A 19,551-nucleotide genomic window follows, 5' to 3' on the forward strand; every position below is an offset into this window, starting at 1 on the left:
TGACGCCTTCTGATCGACCGACGCCGGGCTCAATCGGTCGGCAACATCACCCACAACTCGGGTCGGCCGACATTGCAGTGAACCGCTCGAACGAGCATTCCCATGCACGCCCAGGAAACGAACAGCGTGATTCGAGCGGCATGCCACGCGATTGGGGCGGTGCCCAAGGCTGCACTGTGGCGATTATCGACGCTCGGAACGGGATGGAAAATTGTTTCAATCAATGCCGATCGTCGCGGCTCATCGTCTTGCAAAGTATCGAGAGTCTTCACGGTTTGTTGGAAAACGTCCCGTGATGCACCAGACTGCAGGACCTTGCCATCGATCGCATACGACGCTTGGCGGCTGAGTGTTGGCAACGTAAGCAAACCAAAGAAAGTCCAAAGCGTGAAGCCCAGGCACGTCATCGTCAGCCCCGCGATGCTCGTAACACCCGCTCCCGGCAACAATGTCGACAACGCGAAACCCGCAATCACCCAAACGAGGGCCAACATTAGGCCACGTGTACGACTGCCGCTTTGAATCGCTTCCAGTCGTCGCGCGATCACGACCGCTAGCTGCTCAGGGGTAAGTTTCGCGAGCGTGCCTGCTGGCAGCACAACGGTCTCCATTCGGGGCAGACCTACAATGCCGCCAGTGAAGCCGGTGTCGTGATGCCCAAGCGTCGTGACTGGACGCTGCCTCCACCCCCACGTTGAAACGATGGATTGAGCCTGCTCAATTGCCGGGATGATTCCCGGGTCATCTGCCACGCGATTCTTCAACGCTCCCACAAACTTGGCAATCTGAAGCTGTGCCCCAATAAGAATGATCGCGGTGCCGACGATTGCCAACGCTGCACCGAGTACGCCCAGCCAGCGTCCCATGAGAAGGATCAACAGGCTGGCGAAAAGAAACAGCGTTCCCTGGACAAAGACACCGCGGATCCAACCGGCCAAGAAGGTTCCAAGCGAGATCGTATTCGGTCGCCAGCGATTGGGAAGCAAGAATCCGCCGAGTAGATCCATCGGAAAGAGCACGGCAGCCAAGCAACCGAAGAGCAACACGAGAGCCGTCAAGTCACCGCCGCTCCACGACTCGGAGTTGGGCAGAACCGCAAGTGGGTACTGCGTCAGAAGTAGAGCGGTACTCAACACGACGAGAGAGCCAACGCCGAACATGCCAAGTAACAGACGAGCACGGGCGTATGTCATCGCTGAATCCCAATCGCAAATGGCAGGCTACCGCTTTCCCCTCGCTGTCTTCCTAAGCTTGCTTGTCCAACTCATCGAGTTGTCGGCCAATCTCTTCGGCCTCGGCACGCTTCTGGTCGCTTTTCTTCCGATTCACGGTCGAAAGGTCGTACGACTCCTGCATGAGCTTGTTGTACTTGGCTTGCAGTTTGTCTTTGCTATTTCCAAACATCGCGGGTGTCTCCATCGAGGGTTGTTGAAGAAGTGGTAGGTCATGCAGTGCATGACATCGAATGGTTGGTCTTCCCACGATCCATCCAGTGAAGCAGCTTGATTTCACGTAGGCAAAGCGGACATTCCCCGTCGTAGAAGACTTCGACCTTCCAGCTTGTGCCAGACGATTCGCTCATGACCCAGGTTCCGTGTTAGCCGTATCGTTGAGCCGAATCAACACTTCGTTGCGACGCAAAGGTCCCGGCGTGAAAGGCGGATCGTAGCCGGCCGTCTCCGCTTTCGACTCACCCTCGAGCCCACGCAGCTTCATCCACTCGCGGAGTTTCGCTTCTTGCTTTTTGGCTACTTGTGAATCGAGTCGGCCAGAGAAACGAATCACGGCGAAGCGACCGCCTTGGCGTTTGCGGATCTTCACGCCTTCTCCCTTGGGTTCCGGCACGCCTTCCGCGGCAACTTCCTTGGGCAATACAAACCCCATTGAGACGTCCGACTTTCCGGCTTCACCTTCCATGAAGACGGGCGTCGTCATGGCGATTTTCTGGTCGTCTTCGTTTCCGCCACTGATGTAACGAAACAGCCGCATGAAGCTGCCGTCGCGTCCCTGGGAGTCCAACTTCGAATCCGTTGCCGCTAGCATCAGATCCGGATATTCGCGAATCTCGATGTTTCCGTCAGAATCGATCACCGTGTATTCCGCCGACTCGTATCCGGCTCGGACGGTCATCGTCCATGCCGCCACGGCGACCCCGAAGAGGCCCACCATCGCAGCCAAATAGTTCATTCTCCGTTTCATCCCACATACCTCTCGTGTTTTCAGCAGCAGACTGTAGCGGCCTGTCAAGCAAGTCTCGTGCCGGGGAATTGACGTTCACCAATCCTATGACGCGACCGCCAAAACGGAGTCCTGAGTCGGAATGAATTCTGAGTCCGGAATGGTTACAATTGGCTCAGACGTCAGGTGTGCGGCTCCTGCCTCCGATAACCGATGTCGCAGGCAATGTGATACGGGATATCCTTTCGTAAGTGAATTGAGTCGGGAGTCCGGATCCGAAAGAAGAGGAGCAGAACGGCTCGCCCCCTCGGCCACATTGTCGGGTGCGAGAGTCCCTGGTTCGGATTGAGACCAGAAAGCTGCCCAAATAGGTCCGAGTTTTTTTCCGAAAAGCGAGAAGGAATCTCACGTTACCCACGAAGGAATTCGCAACGACGTCTTATCCGGAGCCTCAACAGCATGTCAAAACCCTCGCCACTGGCTGTGATCCTCTCCATGATCACACTTTTTATCTTCGCCCGGCTGGATTGCCTCGCACAGGACATCCCGCTTGTTTACGAAGTTGAGCAGACGGGCTCAGATCTACCGAAAACCGTGTTGCCGGATTTCGATCAGTTGCCGATTGTTCGGCCCCTTCCCGATCCGTTTGCCTGGTCGGACGGGAGCGGACGTTCCGCGGAATTTAAAGACTGGGCTCGCCGCCGCTCAGAAATCAAAGCAGAAATCGAACGGTATGGGATCGGAACGAAGCCGTCTCGGCCCAAAGAGATCGACGCCAGCTTCAAGAACGACACGCTCACCGTAAAGGCGACCGAAAATGGCGAGACCCTGACGCTTACGGCACGAGTACGTATTCCGGAGGGCGACGGCCCGTTTCCCGCCGTCATCGGAATCGGCTTCGGTGGTGGCACTGGAAGTTTGCCTGCCGACATCTTTACCAGTCGCAACGTCGCCACGATCACATTCAACTTCGACCAAGTGATGGCTCACCAGCAGAAGCGCGGCAACGAACCGATCAATCGGCTCTACCCACAACTCACACACATCGGCGCCTACGCGGCTTGGCCGTGGGGCATTAGCCGTATCATTGATGGCCTGGAATTGGTCGAAAAAGACCTTCCGATCGATCGAAAGCGTCTTGCAGTGACAGGCTGTTCGTTCGCCGGAAAGATGGCCTTGTTCGCCGGTGCCTTCGATGAGCGGATCGCCCTGACCATCGCTCAGGAATCTGGCGGCGGTGGCGCGGCGGCGTGGCGAGTTTCCGAAACACTTGGCAATGTGGAAACTCTTGGCAAGACCAGTCGAGCGTGGTTTCGGGAGGACATGTTTCAATTCTCAGCGGCCGTCGACAAGCTGCCGTACGACCATCACGAACTGATGGCGATGGTTGCTCCGCGAGCATTGTTGGTTCTCGGAAATCCCGATTACGAATGGTTGGCCGATGAATCCGGATATGTCTCGTGCCGAGCAGCTCACGAAGTCTGGAAGACATTCGGCATCGGCGACCGGTTTGGATTCTCGATCGTGGCCGGTCACCCGCATTGCCAGCTTCCCGACATCCAGCGACCGGAAGTCGAAGCGTTCGTCGACAAATTCCTGCTGGGCAAGTCGGACGCCAAGACAGATGTGACCAAGCACCCGTTTGATTTGGTTGAGCACGAGTTCTGGTACGACGGTTGGACGAAAGGAAAGTCGACGTTCCCAACGCTGGATGGCGAGAACATCGAGACCTTCACTTTCGAAGCGGAAGCGATGCAGCCCGGTTCCGACTGGCAGATCAAATCCGCCGAGGACGCTTCTGCCGGAAAGTACATCACGATCAAGCCCGGCCTCGACAGCCCACAAGCCGTTCCGGCAGGCGACAGCGGAGCAGTCAGGATCCCGTTCACGACCACCAAAGACGCCAAGTACTACGTCCACGCCCGCGTGAATTGCCCATCGGCGGACGACGATTCCTTCTGGATTCAGATCGATGACGAAGCCTTCGTTGCCGCCAACGGTCTGGGAACCCAAGGCTGGCAATGGGTCAAACTGACCGCACGGAAGCCTGTTCCAGGCAAGCACACGCTGACCATCAAGTACCGCGAAAACGGAGCCTTGCTCGATCGCATCGGAATCACAACCTACCCGTTCGGTGCACACGCCCTCGACGCCGCCGAAGCAGAACCAACCTTAAAGGATGCAGTCGGCAAGCGGTTCAAGATCGGTGTCGGCGTCGGACATCGCGTTGTTCAGAACGCGGAAGACGCAGCACTGATTCGCAGGCACTTTCAAATCCTGACCCCAGAAAACTGCATGAAGCCGCAGGGCATTCATCCGCAAGAAAATGAATGGAAGTTCGAGCCGAGCGATGCGTTCGCCGACTTCGCCCGAAAACACAACCTGGAAATGGTCGGGCATTGCCTTGTTTGGGCCAAGGATGACCGAACCGACCAGTGGATGATGAACGAGGGCGAAAAGCCAGTCTCGCGTGAGAAGTTGCTGCAGCGAATTCAAACGCACGTCAAGACCGTCGTCAGTCGTTACGCGGATGTGGCCACTCACTGGGATGTCGTCAACGAAGCCATTGGCGACAGCAACGATGATTTGCTGCGTGATTCGGTGTACTCGCGAACGACCGGGATGGACTTCATCGTCACCGCGTTCAAGACCGCCCGCGCACACGATCCCGACGCTCTCCTGATTTACAACGACTACAACGGACACAAACCCGGCAAGCGAACGAAGCTGATCGAACTGCTGACGAAACTGAAAGCCGCCGGAGCCCCCATCGACGCGTACGGCATGCAGGGGCACTTTGAACTGGGCGACAACTCGCTGCCGGAACTCCGCGCGACCTTCGATGAACTTCGCAAGCTCGACATACAGGTCGTGGTTTCCGAACTCGACATCGACGTGGTTAAACGAGGCCGCTGGTGGGCGGACGGAGGCATTTATCGCGACGAACTGAAAACGTTCGATCCATACAAGAATGGTATGCCACCGGAAATCGAACAGCAGATGGTCGAACAGTACGTCGAATTGTTCAAGCTGTTTCACGAGTACCGCGACATCATCTCGCGAGTCTCTTTCTGGAACCTTCACGATGGCCAAAGCTGGCTGAATGACTTCCCGTGGAAACGGGTCAATCACCCGCTGCTGTTTGATCGTCAGCGAAAACCCAAAGCGGCATTCGATGCCGTTTACGAGTTGCTAAAGAACTCATCCGCCAGCAAGGCCGCCAATTCTGTTAGGCTTCAACCGGCTCCGCGCAGAAAACGATCGGCGTGAATGCGACCACTGCCGATACCATCATCGCGCCGGAGATCTACGGTCAGTTCACCGAACACCTGGGCGGGTGCATTGCTCCCCACGCCCCACATCGACTCGATCGCGGCGGGCGGAGTGAAGTTCACCAGCGGATATGTCGCGTACGCCGTTTGCGGTCCGAGCCGAGCCTCCTTTATCACGGGACGCGACGAACATGAACTTCACACAGACCTGCGAAACAAATGCCTCGTCCGCTGAATCTGTGGGTAGAGTCCTTTGTTCAAGAGCGACCGAACCTGTGTGATACTGCGCTTCCAACGAAAACGCCCTTCACGAAAGTCGCAGTCAATTTAGATGGCTTGTGAGTTAGTTCAGTGTGGTGGATTCACCATCTTGGACATCGGTGACGTCGCTGGTGCAAGTGTGGAACCGATGGAAAACGAGTGAAGTCACCCACAGATTCTGCGGAAGACTTAAATTTTTTTGGCCGAGTTGCACTGCTGACTTTCACGGTTGGCGGCTGCAGTTCTCTGTTTGCTCAATCTGATTCCGAATCGTCAACTTCCAACATCGGCCCACTCCCTCCGAATGGACGGGAGGAGCGGGCGAACTTGAGTCGTTTCGTTACACTTCGATCTCAAAGCCTTTGCGGCTTTGGCGAGAAAGAAACGCGTTGGCTTCGTCATCACCAACGATCTCTCGTTTGGCCGGGTCCCAGTTCAGCTCGCGGCCGAGTCGGATGGCGATGTTCGCCAAGTGGCAGGTCTCGAGCATTCGGTTGTGAGACCAGACATCGGAAATGGGTTGCTGCCGAGACTGCATCGCAGCGATAAAGTTGGCAGTGTGGTTTTCACTGACTGGTCCGCCATAGACCTCTTCCACCGCCCCTTCGGGTAGCGGATTGTTCTCCAGGTCTTCGACGGGCTTGCCAGACAACCGACCGCGATTGACAAAGAACCGGCCCTTCGTGCCTTCGAATAGGATGCCGTTGTCGCCCTCGCTGGTGATGACCATCGGAATACCACCTGGCATGTTGGCATGTATCTCGAACTTCGTGGGCGAGTTGTACCGATCGTCGACGGTGGGATAGCCATCTTTATATTCGACCGGCAGCGAGTAACTCACGGGCGTGATTTTATTTGGCCCGGTGTCGCCCGCACCGAGAGCCCACGTCGCGATGTCGACGTGGTGGGCTCCCCAATCGTTCATTTGCCCGCCCGAATATTCGTACCAATTCCGCCACGCATAGTGGCAGTTGGTGTAGAGCGGAACGCCGCCGCCGTACCCTTCACGCATCTCTGGCAGGGCACGGTAGGGGACCTTGGGAGCTGGACCCAGCCAGCTATCCCAATCAAGCCCCTCGGGGACATCGATGGCTGGGATCACCGGGGAACCTGTGGCCCCATTGATGCCGCATGTGACCTTCTTAATGTCGCCGATTCTGCCGGCCCGAATCAGTGCGATCGCCTTCAGGAATCGTTGGTCATTCTCGGTGCGCTGCATTGTTCCAACTTGGAAGACGCGACCGGTTTGCTTCACGATTCTTTCGATCAGTTTGCCTTCGGCGATCGTCAGCGTCAGCGGCTTCTCGCAGTAGACGTCCTTTCCAGCCAGCATCGCTTCGACGGAAATCTTCGTGTGCCAGTGGTCCGGTGTCGCGATCATCACCGCATCGATGTCGTCACGCTCCAAGACCTTTCGATAGTCGCTGTATCCGTCGGCGGCCTTGCCAGTCTTCTCCTTCAGCTTCTCATTCACGGCTCCGAGCACATTCGAGTCCACATCCGCGAAGGCAGCAAAGTCGGCGAACTTCGTCGACTTGTTGGTAATGGTCCACCCCTGATTACGTAGACCGATTGTCGCGAAGACGGGACGCTCATTCGGTGAATTCTGGGCTAGCGAATATTCACTGCTGCCCGCAAACACACCGGCGGCCGTCACCGCAGAAGTGGCCTGCAAGAAATGACGTCGGTTTAGGCGAGATGACAGGGTCATGGTTATCCTCTTGAGTAGTTGCCGAGAAAAGTAAGAGTAAAGCGAAGGGGTAGTAGGTCGGGACGACTTCCCCCAAGTCATCGAATCGTTCATATAGTTTGACACACTAGCTGAGCCTTTTTGCCTTCGTTGCAACCTAAGCGAGCGTCTTCTCGCGGCTGAGAACGTCAGGTATCTGACGCAGTAACCGAATCAGAATCTCGGCTTCTTTCGAAGTCATCGATTGGTACATTTCATCACGAATCGATTGTCCAACTTTCCATAGCTTTCGAAGCTTGCGCTTGCCGTTCGGCGTCAACTCCACCGTCTTGGCCCTCGAATCGCTTGGGTGGGAAGCTCTCCGGACAAATCCATTCTTCTCCAAGAGCACCAACATGGCTCGGACCGTGCTTGGATCGGACGAAATCCGGTCCGCTAGTCCTCGCTGGGTGAGTGTGCGGCTTTCGTTCAGGGCGAGCAGCAACACGAATTGATCCGCCGTCACTCCATGCGATGCAAACTTTGCATCCGTGCTGCGGTGAAGAGCCATGTACGCCGCACGAAGCGCTAGCGGCAGCCCCCGCTCTTGGCCGATCGAATCTGTCATGTACTCAGCGACTTGTCTCATTCGGAATCACTGCCGTTCAGGCCGGTCTATGCTGGCCGGCTCCATCACGCCGGAGCAAATCGATCATGTTGGCACACCACCGCATCGTCACTCATCGCGTGAAATCCCTCCACCTCACAACAGTCTATCTCGACCTGAAGCAAAAGCGTACCCCGCGTTTTGGGACAACGAATGGATTGCGACAGAGCATCCCGAAAGCATAGCGAGCCTGACATTCGCTTGATTTTGCTGTTTGGCTAGGTCTTGCCTTAGAGGCATCTTTCGCCCGCACCATGAAAGCCATCTTCCCGCTGTCGCGAACTTGCTGGACCGCTTCACACCATCGACTTTGTCCTTGCCGATGCCGGAGAGCGGCTCTGTGGTGATCCTTGGACTCATGAGAAACGATGAAATTCTCGGAACTTATGGTCGCGAAATCGGTTTATGCGTATACACACGGTTCCTGTTCGCTTCGCCCATCGCCAAGATGTAAAATCTCTCTATGCCAATCCGGTCCCCTACCTACAGCACGGCTGGGGTGAAAACGAGTACGGTTGGAGCGTTCATGGTCACGCGGGACTGATCATGGACAATCTGATCGCGCAAACAAAGACATCCAAACTGGATAGCCAGCGGTGGTTTAGAGTTCAATATGTGCTCGGACACCAAACAAGACGGCCGTATCATCACGTCTGTTACCGGGTTGAAGGACTTGCAGATCGGGAGTGATGTAGACCGAAGGAGTCACTGCACAGTTGTAGAACAATTCAACTCCCCAGCTATCGCGTGGGGCTGCAAGCAGATTGAGGATGGGGCCCGTTTCATCGGAGAGTTCGTTATAGAACCAGCCGACTCCGAATCGGTCGTCGGGCCGGCGTTTCGAGGGGACATTTCCGCCGATCCCCGCATTCATCCAGGAACGAGTCAGAGTCGGATTGCCATCGCTGATTCCTGCGGCGGCGAAGACTCCCCAGCCTTTTGAAGGATCGTCATAGGTGTCAATGTATTGAAATCCGCTCCAAAAAAGGCTCCAAGCTTCGCTGACCTGTTGTGGGGAAAAACCGGGAAGGATGACTCGCGGGTCCTGCCCCAAGGCGATTTGCGAGCGGTTGTTCCAAGTGAATCCCATGGTCTGAGCTCCTGGTTTGCCGCCAAGGGGTGTAGGTAAGCTCAAAGCACCCGTGAGTGCGACGCCGTCCTCAAACAGTTCATCAAAACCACTTTGTGTAATGGTGTCGCTCGAGTTCAAGACACTGAAAGACAAGACAGGGAATTGATCCTGAAGGATGGTGAAACCGGCTCCCAGCGTCGAGTAAGGGGCACTAAATGTAGTAGTGACGGGAAAAATGAAGCTCGCATTCATGAAGGTGTCGTCGCCACGTCCTGCCGTGAATGGGGTCAGTCCGGACGGAACCGTCATCATCTTACCGGCATAGATCGCAACATTTTCCGAAAGGAACTGCGTGAAGAGGAATTCCGTGATCACGAGATCTTCGGTTTCCGGCGTGGGGAACGTCGACAGCATCGCGGGTGAGAGCAACACACCAGCAGCTTGATTAATCGGGGTACCGAAACGATGTTCGGCACGAATTTTCATCAAGAGGCCATCCCGGACTCCGAGTTTTCCGAAATCCGTATTCAGGATGTATTCGCCATGGCCGGCGTAATCGAATTCCCGCCGTCTGCCGCCGCTCGTCACACCTTGGTAATACTGCGTGACGGAAGCATCCAGAGTGATGCCGTTATCGGCCAGAGAGGATCGCGTCCCGCACCAGTCTCCAAGCAGATACGGCGATGAGCACCACCCGCCGTCGCTGGGACGGAAGTCCGAGTCACCATTAGCGCACGCGCCATCACAGCCAGCAACGGCGTCACATTCTTGAGCGACGAGCGAGTCGCTGCAGACCAATGCAATTGGCGGCCAAAACAAGATGAAGAGAAACGCGACTCGACAATTTGACATCAGAACTCTCACAAAACCATTGATTGCTTCAGAGCTCACATCGGTCAGGGGAGTTGCGAAACCGCAAATGGAACGAATGCCTCTGCAAACTTTGTGGCTTTCGAGTTATCGATCATGCCGGTTATCCGAGTTATTCGGGACGACGACGCACGTTGAGCTACCGACCAGCTTCGGCCACGCCACTTGGCGAAGCTTGTTTGATCCCCAGCCAAGACCTCTTCGATCTGCGTGATGACGTCCTCAATGCTGGCGGGGCTTCCGTCTCAAACCAATGCGGTACCCCAACTCAAGGGAGATCAGCAGGACGGCGATAAAGATCGCGAAATCAAGCCAAAGCGGGATCTGGTGGTCGAAGGAAAAACTCATGCGTCGTCTCCATTTGCTCCATTCTAATTACCCTTCGTCCTTGTGCATCCATGACAACGCCGCGGGCGTTCGCCCTCATCTGTAAGTCGCTTTCCTGAATGGTCTTCACCGCTGATCCTCCAGGAGTTCTTCTAGGACCGCTCCGACGCTCGCTGCGGTCCTAGGAAGAACCGCTACGATTCCCAGGGGACGTAATATCTTTTGTTGAGCGATTGGCCCAGCAATCTGTAGGTCAGGCTGTGCCTGACGACTTCTTGGGCATGCACAGCATGCCCTACAAATGAGCCCGACCTTGCCGCCCATCGGCGGATCGGGAAACGGCAGGACGTCCTGCGCCGATGCGGGCACGGCCACAAACACGGCCAGCCCGATGAGCACTGCGATGCGGGTGATGGTTGGTTTCATTTTCGTGGTTGGTTTCATTGGGATTCTCGTTCTCTTAATGGTCATGGACCACGGATGAAGGGATGACCATGGCCTCAGCCGGGTCGTAGCGGTCGAACAGATTGATCACCCGGGCCGCCTCAGCGGCATCGCCCTGGGTCACTTCAAGCTCTTTGTCCTCGATCAGCTTTCCCACCGTCTCCGAACTGAGGTAGACCTTCGCCCAAGCCTCGGGCGAGAGCTTCACGACGATATCCGGGTCGCGGGGATAGGTTTTGGGATCCTGGATGAACTCCGCCACGGCGCGGCGTACGTGAAGACCGGCACTGGTGTCATCCGGGAAGTCAAAACGCATCACGCAGTCGGTTCCACCGCTCTTGACGGGATTGATGCGCACCCGGAAGTAGTCGACGAAGGTAGTGGGAAAGGCCGTGATCGTCTCGGGCGCGGGTGGCACGATCCGGGGCAGCTTGATCTTTCCTTCCAGGGCCAGAGCTTGGGACAGCAGGTGAGCCCGATTGTTGGCACCGGTCGAGACATAGGCCATCTGACGGAGCGCCTCGGCCTTGAGCGCTCTCGCCATCGTGTTTGGTGTCGCCGGTATCAAAGGCGATCAGGCCCTCGTCGGTATCGATGATGGAGATCGGCGCCAGCCCATAGCCGCCGAAAACCCAGATGCCCTCGGCGGGCTTCTCGATGGTGGGCTTGAGCCAGGCCACCTTCTCGATGCCGTCGAGGATGCGTTTGTTGGCGATGGCACCGTTGGGAGCTTCTACCAGCTCCACCTCTCCTCCCATGTAAGGTGTCGGAGGAAGCTCCGGTGCTTGTGCGTGGAGTTGATTGGCAGTACCGACCACCAGCGCGGCGATCATCGCAGTGCGTGTGATTGTTCTTTTCATTGTCATGGTTGGTATCACCGATTGAGTTTCGAATTCTCGGTTGCGTTTACTTCACTGGCTCAATGCTCGGGAACGTCCATTCGCCCTCCAGGATTTCCTTCCGTGGCTGATACATGCGAACGACGTAGTTCCAGCCCTCGGTAATGGGCAGATAGTTCTCGCTTTTCGGATCGCCGCCGAAGTGGATCGTGTAGGAACCATCCACGTTGGATTCCGCGGAGAAGTTGTTGAAGCTGTTTCGGCCCAGGTCGTTCTTTTCGAGATAGCCGTCGGCGTTGTAGACGGTGATGGACCAGAAGGCATCAACGGGCACGTCCTTGACCGTCACTGCGTGCGGGGTCTTGCCGTCGTTCTCATCGACGGTGCCTATCTCGTAGTAGGCAGCCTTGACCGGCAAACCGCCCCACCCGGCCGCGGCGCCGACGAGGTGGTCGATCGGAAGGACCTCCTCCTTGCTCCCGAAGGCGTAAGTGGAATCAAAGCCGAGGGTGGCAAGATCGCTGAGCGACTTGCGTGCCTTAGCGAGGGCGTCGAGGTCCCAGTTTGGTGCCTCGAACGGTCCGGGGCCTCCGCCGCTGAACTTCAGCTTGTCCTGAGCCGCATGGGCTTTAGCAAGGTCGTCGGGATCGCCGGCGTCGTAAAAGGTTCGGATCGTCACAAGCGCGAAGCGTGTGCCGACCTTCTCTTCCGTCAGGTCGTAGGTGCCCGGTTTCGACTCCACGAACATGTAGTGGTCCTGGTTGACCACGTGCATGGACATATAGCGTCCACCGACTTCCGGCAGCGTGATCGTGGCAGGCTTGGATAGATCCAGCACGGTCCCTGAATAGAGAGTGTCCTGGTTCATCCGGATCACCGGCTGGTTGTCCGGCGTGGTGGGCTCGCGCAAGTGGGCGAACTCGCCAATGCCGGCGCCCACCATTTTCCTGTTGGAGCGGATCATGTGATCCGATTCGGCCCGCACGAAGTTGGCGACGGTGACTGCCTTCGCATTCTCTTCCGCAGAGGCGATGATCGGCATGAGGAACGAAAGGGAGGCAATCAGGATGAGGGTGGAGATGACCTTGGTGTTCATGTTATGGCCTTCATGGGAAGTAGTCCTGTTTGGTTATTCGACCCGTTGCAGCGGCGGCATCGTCCAGGTGCCGTCGAGGGCTTCCGCCTGCGGCCAGTAGAGACGCAGGATCGCGGAAAAAGGCCCCGAGGGAGCCGGAAGCCAGTTGGCCTCCTTGTCGTTGCCCGGCGATTCGTGCTGCAGATAGAGCTTGATTCCCCCGTCTTCGTCGCGCACAAAATCCTCCAGCATGGGCGAATTGAGTAGGTAACGGTTGAGCGGGTTCTTCGTCAGCAGGCTGGCTGGCAGTTCATACATCGTCAGCGACCAGAACGCCTCGACGGGCGGCAACTGATCCGGCGCGAAACGCAGCGTGTAACGTTGGGAGCCGTCGAGTTTCTCCCCGTCGGCATCGACATAGTACGCCGGGTAGATGGCTTCTTCCTCGCTGTTGCCCCAGATCCCGAGCACCGCGGCCGCCATGCGGTAGAGATAGTTATTGTTGAGGTGCTCCCGCGTACCAAAGGCATCGCCGGAACCGAGCTCCCCGGCGTCCGATTTCTTTTTCAGCTCTCCGAAGTCAGCCCAGGCATCCGCGATTCCCTGACCAATCGCTTCCTGGATCGCAGGGGAAAACGCATCCCATTCGAAGTTCTTAGCCGCACCGATATTCAGCTTGGCGAAACGCTCCATCAACTCCACTTCGGAAGGGTGAGTCGGGCAAAACTGCAGCACGAAGTTGAGTTGCTCGAAGACCTTGGGGGACTTGCGGAGTTCCTCCTGAGAAAGCGGTTCGACGAAATCGATCGCCGGTGCCGCCTCGGGGGCCGGCTTGCCGAGGAAGGCGGAAAGTTTTTCCACCTTGTAGCGGGCCTGGATGGCTTTCACCTTTTCCAGGTCATCGGGGTTAAAGAGCTGCGTCCGGTAGACCGCCAGCATCAGTTCCGTTTCCGAGTGGTAAACCTTCGTGATGCCTTCGGGAACGTCGCCGTCCCACCCCGGTCCGGCGATGAGGAAGTTGCCACCTTCGTTTCCGGTGGTGCGGCTGCCGATGTAGGCGAAGTTGTGGGTGTAGAGGTCGATCAGCTGGATGCTGAAGTAGCGATCCTTTTCGATCTGGGGAACGGTCAGCACGATCGGCTCGGCGCGCAGATCCAATCCCAGCCAACTGTAAGGCGTATCGGAATTGGGCGTCTGAACCGCCTTGTCTTCGTGCGTGTAGACGCGGGGGATGTTTTTGATCTCGTTCAAGGGTGCCTTGAATTCAGAATTTTCCGAGTCCAAGAAGTACCCATGGATCACGCGGTAACTATCCACCACGGGGTTTGCGTAGATGTAGGCTTCCTTGGCGATGGCGCGGGCTTCCTCAGGCGCGATTAACTCACCGGGAAGCCCCTGGGCTGAAGCTGCCTCGCCCGCTGACAGTGCCAGGCAAACAAGCGTCAGGCAGAAAGAAGTTTGCTTCTTTGTCATGGTACTGTCGCTTTGAGGAAGGAGGTTGAAGTCACTGCGCTGAGGCTTCTTGATCGGACGCTCCTTCTAGCTCTTCCATGCGGACGAGCAATGCCTCTTGCGTTTGTTCCGGACCAAAGTGCACCAGAACTTCCGCCGATTCTTTCGTGAGGTTGTAAATCCCAGTTTCCATGATCAGGTCATCATTGGAACCGTCGGCCGCTCTCCAGACGGCGCGCTGCGTCTTTTCGTCGACCATGCCTTCGACCGGGTGCATGACATCGGTCAACTCGTTGTAAAACGTGCCCGCGATGATTCCTTCTTTGCTGACGGCGAGCTGCAGGAACATGCTGCTGGCGTTGACGCCTTCTTCGGTGATGGCAAAGACGCCCAAGGGCATCCATTCCAGCTCCTCAGCCTGCTCGTCGGTCATTTCGGGAACCGACTCGGCGACCTGTGAAGTGTCGGAGTAGTACTGTTCAGCGGATCCATACTCCTCGCCGTTCACGTAGACGGTGTTGTCTTGGTAGTAGACGTTGCCACCCGTCCCGTACTGGTAGTAGACCGGCTGTGACCAGCGGTAAGTGACCCATCCCGTGATCGCCCCAGCGGATGCCCACCGCCACCAATAGCCGGGGCGGTAATTGGGATAGTTCGGATGCGATGGATACCAAGGCAACGGTCGGGCGACTGGAGGCATCGTTGGCGGTCGAAACCCCGGCGGTCGTGTCCCCGGTCGTTCCGGCCGAACCGGTAACGTCGAGACGGGCGGCTTCGTTCCGGGGCGATCGGGTCGCGCCGGTAGCGTTGTCGCCGGTGGTCGGGTTCCAGGGCGATCGGGACGAGCCGGTAGTGTCGTCGCTGGTGGTCGCGTTCCGGGCCGATCGCCCGGACCCGGCTTGGTCAGGCCCGGAGGCTTGAAGCCAGGTGTCCCGGGCTTGCCGCCTCCGCCTGGCCGAGCTGGAAGTTGACTCGGGATCGAGGGAGCCGGGCGAGTAGAAGGGTTGGGCGATGCCCCCGGTTTGAACCAGTCGGGCATCGAGGGACGCGTGCCGGCACCCGGTCGAATCCCACCCTGAATCTTGCCGGGATCAATGCTCGGACGATTCCCTGCACCGGGTACTGCTGGCCGAGTGCCCGGAACTGCTGGTCGTGTTCCGGGAGAAATGCCGGGCGTAGGTCGTGTTCCCGTCGGAGGCCGATTGGGCGAGGCGGGACGTGGATTGGAGGGACGTGGATTGGAGGGACGTTGGCCAGTGGCGGGAAGACTGGGACGCGTGGCCGGACCGCTCGGCATCGCCGGACGACCTGCCGCCGGTAAACTCGGGCGACTCATCGAGGGCGATCGATTGATCGAAGGACGACTTCCACCTCCAACCCGACCTCCACCACCGCGACCGCCGCGCTGTGCGATCGCGTCTCCGCCAATCAGGAAGATCGCGACGAACGACACTGAAAGACACGTTGAAACATTGCGAATCTTCATTTCGATTCCTCCTGCGAATTTGCTGCTGCGTTGTCGTCCTCTGCTAATCGAACGACGCTGACTTCCGGAATGCTGGGCTGAAGTTCGCCCGCAATTTCGCGGTTGGTTGACTGCCAACGGAACGTGTCGTCGTCGACATAGGTGTAAACATTCAGCGATGAGGCCCGCGAACCATCGGCGAGCACGAAGGATGACTTCACCAGCCAGCGGTTTCCGTCCTGAATCCAGACTCCTTCACCAATTCCACCCTCCGAATCGAATGTCCAAGACCGGATTTGATTGGACCGAGGATCGAACCCGACAATTTGGTCCCCGTGAAGAGTGACTTTCCCGTCCGTCTTCAACTCGAACGACCGCTTCAGAAACTTCCGATTCTTCGTCCATGAGCATTTGGTGACGATCGTGGTATCGTCGCCTTTATCAACCCACTCGCCCACCATCCATTCCAGCGCGTCCAATGGCTCAGCCAAAATCGAACCTTGGTCCGGTTCGGCGCTGGTCTTTTGCAACTCCCCCGCGTCTTGTGCTATCCCATTGACAACGGAAAGACACGCCAAGATCAGCGGCATTAAGATGTGTTTCATCACTGCATTTCTCCATTTGAGGTCGGGACCATTTGCATCTCACGTCGCCACGTACCCATCTCTAGATATCCTCCGGCACAAGATCGCTGTTGGCCAACATCTTTTGAACAATCTCCTGGAGACCCTTCTTCTCAGCCGAAGTCAGACCGGCAAGAAACTTCGCATTGGTCGCTTTTGAATCGGCAACGAGCTTGGGGACGAGCCGGGAACCCTTGCGAGTCAACTTGAGCTTCACGACGCGCCGGTCTGTCGTGCTTCGCTCCCGAACGAGCAGCCCTTGTTCTTCAAGACGATCCAAGTGCCGGGTCATTGCAGCCGCGTCAATCCCGATGAATGACGCGAGCGAAGCGGGCGTGGTTTTCTTGTCATTCGCGATCGCACTCAGGATTGCACATGCGGCTCGTGACACGCCATGGACGCTCAGTCGGTTCTCAAAGTCGCTTTCCATCGTTCTGGCAAGACGCGTCACCCAGTACCCGGTACTGGATCGAATTGAGCGATCTTCGTTGGCGATTTTCGCCGTCGGCAAGGTGAGCACTGTGGTCCCCGTCTTCTTCCTGTTGTTGACAACGACAATTATTTTACTCAGAAATCATTGCCGCGTGCAAATAGGGGAATGCTCCCCATTGTTGATCCATCGTGATGGAGGTAAGGAAACGGGTCGGATCGCATTTCCTGATCAATTCATGATGCAGGCCATACCACTTTTCGGCCAAAGCCGTGAGCATGTCATCCGCGTCCTTTTGGACTCCGGGAACATCGTTGGGCTTGATCGGCCAGGACGCCTATCGGGCTGGAACGTATTGGCTAAGTGATCGTTTTCACTGGCCAATTACGAAGACTCACCTTGCGCGCGAAGATGTCGGAGATGGTGAGCGGCATGTGCGGTGTGGATTTCAAGAATCTTCTCGCGTGGCAATCGGCCGAATCCCGGATGAGGTGCGAAGCTGCCGGAGTGATCCAGCAGACGTCTAACACTGGCTGCAAATGCCTCCACTTCGGTTGCATCTTCTAAATCATCTGACGGAACAAACATCGGAGCCGTTCGTATCCCACGAGGAGAATCGCCGCTAAGCACCTTGGGCAACAGCAGTCTTCGCACCAGAGGTCGCAGTGGCGCAAAGAGCGACATCCAAACGGGATAGCCATCGACGCTGGGGTCTTGGACCAAAACCAAGTGCCGACAGATCTGCCCGAGCGACCAGTTTCCGTGCCGGACATAGCCGCTAGCCAACAATTGCCGAGCGTCATCGACGGCGGCTTCGAGATTGTTGAACTGCAATTGACGGAGGTCACTCATCTGTCTTCGGCATCTCCGTAGAATTTGGATCTTTCGAAGCACATTATGGGCGAACCACCTGAAGATTGACACCAGCGATGAATACCAACGCGATTCAAGTCCGACCGGCTCGCAGAGATGATCGTGACCGCATCTTCACGACGAGAAAGGAATCAGCAACTACGGGATGTTCGTTGCTCGCTGGGGCGGTCGATCGCGTGCATTGGGCTGCCATCAATCCATTCGCTCAGAACGTATGGACCTCCATGCGGTGACTCGCCGTATCCGAGGTAGCGGATGAATGCATCGATTGTGGTGCCTGCGTTCCCGAATGCCCAACCGAGGCGATTTTCTATGAAGACGACGTTCCGGAGCAATGGCATCGGTTCATTGAACTGAACGCGACGAAGGCAAGGGAATGCCCCTCGGCACACGATTAAGCCTAGCCGAGCAGTTTGCGCATTGCGGATGCGACGCCTAGAGTGACTTCGGTCATCCTGGGATAGTCGAGCGTGTCTGGTGTGTCGGTCGCCTGGTGGTAGTTCGGGTTGCGTAAGAAGCTGGTGTCGGTGAGCATCAGTGCGGGATAGCCTTGGTCCCAGAATGAGCTGTTGTCGCTCAGGCGGATCTCGTGGATCTTTTCGGGTAGGCAGATCGAGAAAAGGGGCATGCGGCGCGTGCCGCGTTTGAATCCTCGCCGGAATCTCCAGCACAACTTCCAGGATGACATGTTGCCGACGGCTGCCAGAAAGTTGCCCCGCCCGGGAAAGAATCGGTGCCTCCATTTCGGAATGCCCGGCGGAACCGTCTGCGAGCCTTTCGTCAGACTGTAGTAACCAACCATCTCCAGGCACAGCATGCCAATGATGTTGTCGCCGCGCTGTCGCGAAAGGCGGGCGTGGTGTTGGCTGCCCATCGAGTCCATGTTGAAGTACGGCGGCTCTTCGCAAGCGAATGCGACGAATCGGGCGGTTCGTTTTCCACTGTGCTCGCGCAGCAAACGGCTGACTTCGATCAACACGGCAACGGCGGACGCGTTGTCATCGGCACCGGGTGTATTAAAAACAGTGTCGTAATGGGCGCCGAGCAAAACGATCTCATCAGCTCGCTTGGTTCCTGGGCACTCGACGATCAGGTTGGTCGCCTCGTCGCCCATGGCGTCGTAGCATTCCCGCGAATGACTATAGCCCATCTCGGACCACTGGGGATACCTGCTTGCCCGGCACCAGCGCCCACGATGCCACCAACGATCGCGGCCGTCGTGTCCGCGTCGCCACCGCACTCAATGATGCTCGTGACCGCCGAGCGAAAATCTTTCGGAGCGGTCATCCCCGACCGCAGTCCCCAGGATGCATCCAACGATTGCATCGCGATTCACTCAGTTGTCCCCACCTACAATCCTCTTCAAAAAAGCGAATTACAACGCATTTGACCGTGCTGAAATTTCTAAGTCCCTCGCGATTTAACGTAAGTTGAAACGAATGACTGCGTCATCACCATGCAGCACTGACGTACCAATTCGGTTTCGCGATTGATGCCGATCAGTTTTTCCTTCAAGTGGTTAACGACAAAGGCGAGGACTGCATGCTCCGGGAATTTCTTCCACTGAGCCTGCGACAGTCGCTGGGTCTCACGGGGAGACTCTTCGTCGTAGAATCGAATCATCGCAGCGTATTTGTCAAATGAATCCTGCACCGTCTCTTGGCTTACCGGTGGCATGGTTGGGGCAACAGCTTCAAATAGTTCAAAGAGAACCAACAAGACGTATAGACTCTCCTCGACCAATTCCATTGGTACTTTCAGCGAGCCAAGCTGGACCGCAGCGCCCATTACATTGCCTTGCTTGGCCGCAACATCATCAAAGCGACGGATTCTTTGTTCGGTCGAATATGCATTCACCTTTTTGATCGCCGTGGCAACATCGTCGACTGTGATGGTGAAATTGAATTCAGAGAGATCGGGGGTGTGCATCAGCCATTCAATCCGGGAAAGTCAAGTAGGATAGCCATGTTCAATAGTCTAAAGAGTTTACGCATGCCGACGTAGTGGATGTTCTTACTGTGATCGGAAGTGACG

Annotated in this window: 18 protein-coding genes and 3 pseudogenes; 3 read left to right on the forward strand and 18 right to left on the reverse strand. The window is 56.8% G+C overall.

Annotated features, from left to right (window positions below; genetic code table 11):
* Positions 1–29 precede the first annotated feature (29 nt).
* The 4 genes from NZK35_RS25445 to NZK35_RS25455 are packed head-to-tail and all read right to left on the reverse strand — an operon-like array spanning position 30 to position 2,187.
* Positions 30–1,193 (reverse strand): hypothetical protein, encoded by a 1,164-nt coding sequence (locus tag NZK35_RS25445; protein ID WP_259635336.1) that lies wholly within the window; start codon positions 1,191–1,193, stop codon positions 30–32.
* Between the two features lie 52 nt (positions 1,194–1,245).
* Positions 1,246–1,404, reverse strand: a complete 159-nt coding sequence (locus tag NZK35_RS25450) for a Lacal_2735 family protein (protein ID WP_259635337.1) — start codon at positions 1,402–1,404, stop codon at positions 1,246–1,248.
* A 40-nt stretch (positions 1,405–1,444) separates the two neighbouring features.
* On the reverse strand, positions 1,445–1,582 hold the full coding sequence (locus NZK35_RS34760; protein ID WP_323379672.1) for a DCC1-like thiol-disulfide oxidoreductase family protein: 138 nt from the start codon (positions 1,580–1,582) through the stop codon (positions 1,445–1,447).
* Entirely contained in the window at positions 1,579–2,187 is a 609-nt protein-coding gene (locus tag NZK35_RS25455; protein ID WP_259635338.1) for an SOUL family heme-binding protein, read from the reverse strand. Before NZK35_RS25455 ends, NZK35_RS34760 begins: the two co-directional genes overlap by 4 nt.
* Positions 2,188–2,637: 450 nt before the next feature.
* On the opposite strand from NZK35_RS25455, the gene NZK35_RS25460 reads away from it, so the two are divergent.
* Both NZK35_RS25460 and NZK35_RS25465 read left to right on the forward strand, forming a co-directional pair.
* On the forward strand, positions 2,638–5,448 hold the full coding sequence (locus tag NZK35_RS25460) for an endo-1,4-beta-xylanase (protein ID WP_259635339.1): 2,811 nt from the start codon (positions 2,638–2,640) through the stop codon (positions 5,446–5,448).
* Positions 5,449–5,685 carry a sulfatase-like hydrolase/transferase gene (locus tag NZK35_RS25465; protein WP_259635340.1) on the forward strand — a complete coding sequence of 79 codons (237 nt, stop codon included), beginning with the start codon at positions 5,449–5,451 and terminating at the stop codon, positions 5,683–5,685.
* Between the two features lie 366 nt (positions 5,686–6,051).
* Here NZK35_RS25465 and NZK35_RS25470 read toward each other — a convergent pair whose 3' ends face one another.
* The 11 genes from NZK35_RS25470 to NZK35_RS25520 form a co-directional block, all read right to left on the reverse strand.
* On the reverse strand, positions 6,052–7,422 hold the full coding sequence (locus tag NZK35_RS25470; RefSeq protein ID WP_259635341.1) for a Gfo/Idh/MocA family oxidoreductase: 1,371 nt from the start codon (positions 7,420–7,422) through the stop codon (positions 6,052–6,054).
* Between the two features lie 136 nt (positions 7,423–7,558).
* A complete protein-coding gene (locus tag NZK35_RS25475) occupies positions 7,559–8,029 on the reverse strand; it encodes a MarR family winged helix-turn-helix transcriptional regulator (RefSeq protein ID WP_259635342.1) in 471 nt (156 codons plus the stop codon).
* A 619-nt stretch (positions 8,030–8,648) separates the two neighbouring features.
* Positions 8,649–10,010 (reverse strand): carbohydrate porin, encoded by a 1,362-nt coding sequence (locus tag NZK35_RS25480; protein WP_259635343.1) that lies wholly within the window; start codon positions 10,008–10,010, stop codon positions 8,649–8,651.
* 201 nt (positions 10,011–10,211) lie between these two features.
* The gene (locus NZK35_RS25485) at positions 10,212–10,337 is read right to left on the reverse strand and encodes a resistance to Congo red protein (RefSeq protein ID WP_259635344.1); all 126 of its coding nucleotides are present in this window, start codon (positions 10,335–10,337) and stop codon (positions 10,212–10,214) included.
* A gap of 439 nt (positions 10,338–10,776) precedes the next feature.
* Complete coding sequence (locus NZK35_RS25490; RefSeq protein ID WP_259635345.1) at positions 10,777–11,304, reverse strand: alkyl sulfatase C-terminal domain-containing protein; 528 nt, start codon at positions 11,302–11,304, stop codon at positions 10,777–10,779.
* A 362-nt stretch (positions 11,305–11,666) separates the two neighbouring features.
* Positions 11,667–12,695: a DUF1214 domain-containing protein gene (locus tag NZK35_RS25495; protein WP_259635346.1), complete on the reverse strand. Its 1,029-nt coding sequence runs from the start codon at positions 12,693–12,695 to the stop codon at positions 11,667–11,669.
* Positions 12,696–12,728: 33 nt separating this feature from the next.
* A complete protein-coding gene (locus tag NZK35_RS25500; protein WP_259635347.1) occupies positions 12,729–14,147 on the reverse strand; it encodes a DUF1254 domain-containing protein in 1,419 nt (472 codons plus the stop codon).
* Between the two features lie 31 nt (positions 14,148–14,178).
* Entirely contained in the window at positions 14,179–14,826 is a 648-nt protein-coding gene (locus NZK35_RS25505) for a hypothetical protein (protein ID WP_259635348.1), read from the reverse strand.
* A gap of 782 nt (positions 14,827–15,608) precedes the next feature.
* Positions 15,609–16,196 carry a hypothetical protein gene (locus NZK35_RS25510; RefSeq protein WP_259635349.1) on the reverse strand — a complete coding sequence of 196 codons (588 nt, stop codon included), beginning with the start codon at positions 16,194–16,196 and terminating at the stop codon, positions 15,609–15,611.
* Positions 16,197–16,257: 61 nt separating this feature from the next.
* Complete coding sequence (locus tag NZK35_RS25515; protein ID WP_259635350.1) at positions 16,258–16,725, reverse strand: MarR family winged helix-turn-helix transcriptional regulator; 468 nt, start codon at positions 16,723–16,725, stop codon at positions 16,258–16,260.
* Positions 16,726–17,028: 303 nt separating this feature from the next.
* Positions 17,029–17,496 (reverse strand): DUF1569 domain-containing protein, encoded by a 468-nt coding sequence (locus tag NZK35_RS25520; RefSeq protein WP_259635351.1) that lies wholly within the window; start codon positions 17,494–17,496, stop codon positions 17,029–17,031.
* Between the two features lie 275 nt (positions 17,497–17,771).
* Between NZK35_RS25520 and NZK35_RS25525 the strand changes: the two are divergent.
* Positions 17,772–17,915, forward strand: a pseudogene (locus NZK35_RS25525) (4Fe-4S dicluster domain-containing protein); the annotation flags it as partial.
* Positions 17,916–17,917: 2 nt separating this feature from the next.
* Here NZK35_RS25525 and NZK35_RS25530 read toward each other — a convergent pair.
* From NZK35_RS25530 to NZK35_RS25540, 3 genes and pseudogenes are all read right to left on the reverse strand, one after another.
* Positions 17,918–18,679 (reverse strand): annotated as a pseudogene (locus tag NZK35_RS25530) (M28 family peptidase); the annotation flags it as partial.
* Positions 18,676–18,795, reverse strand: a pseudogene (locus NZK35_RS25535) (ADP-ribosylglycohydrolase family protein); the annotation flags it as partial. The pseudogenes NZK35_RS25530 and NZK35_RS25535, both read right to left, overlap by 4 nt.
* Before the next feature lie 126 nt (positions 18,796–18,921).
* Positions 18,922–19,446, reverse strand: coding sequence for a hypothetical protein (locus NZK35_RS25540; RefSeq protein ID WP_259635353.1), 525 nt, complete (start codon positions 19,444–19,446; stop codon positions 18,922–18,924).
* Between the last annotated feature and the right edge of the window lie 105 nt (positions 19,447–19,551).

Source organism: Stieleria sedimenti (assembly GCF_025060895.1).
Lineage (GTDB): Bacteria > Planctomycetota > Planctomycetia > Pirellulales > Pirellulaceae > Stieleria > Stieleria sedimenti.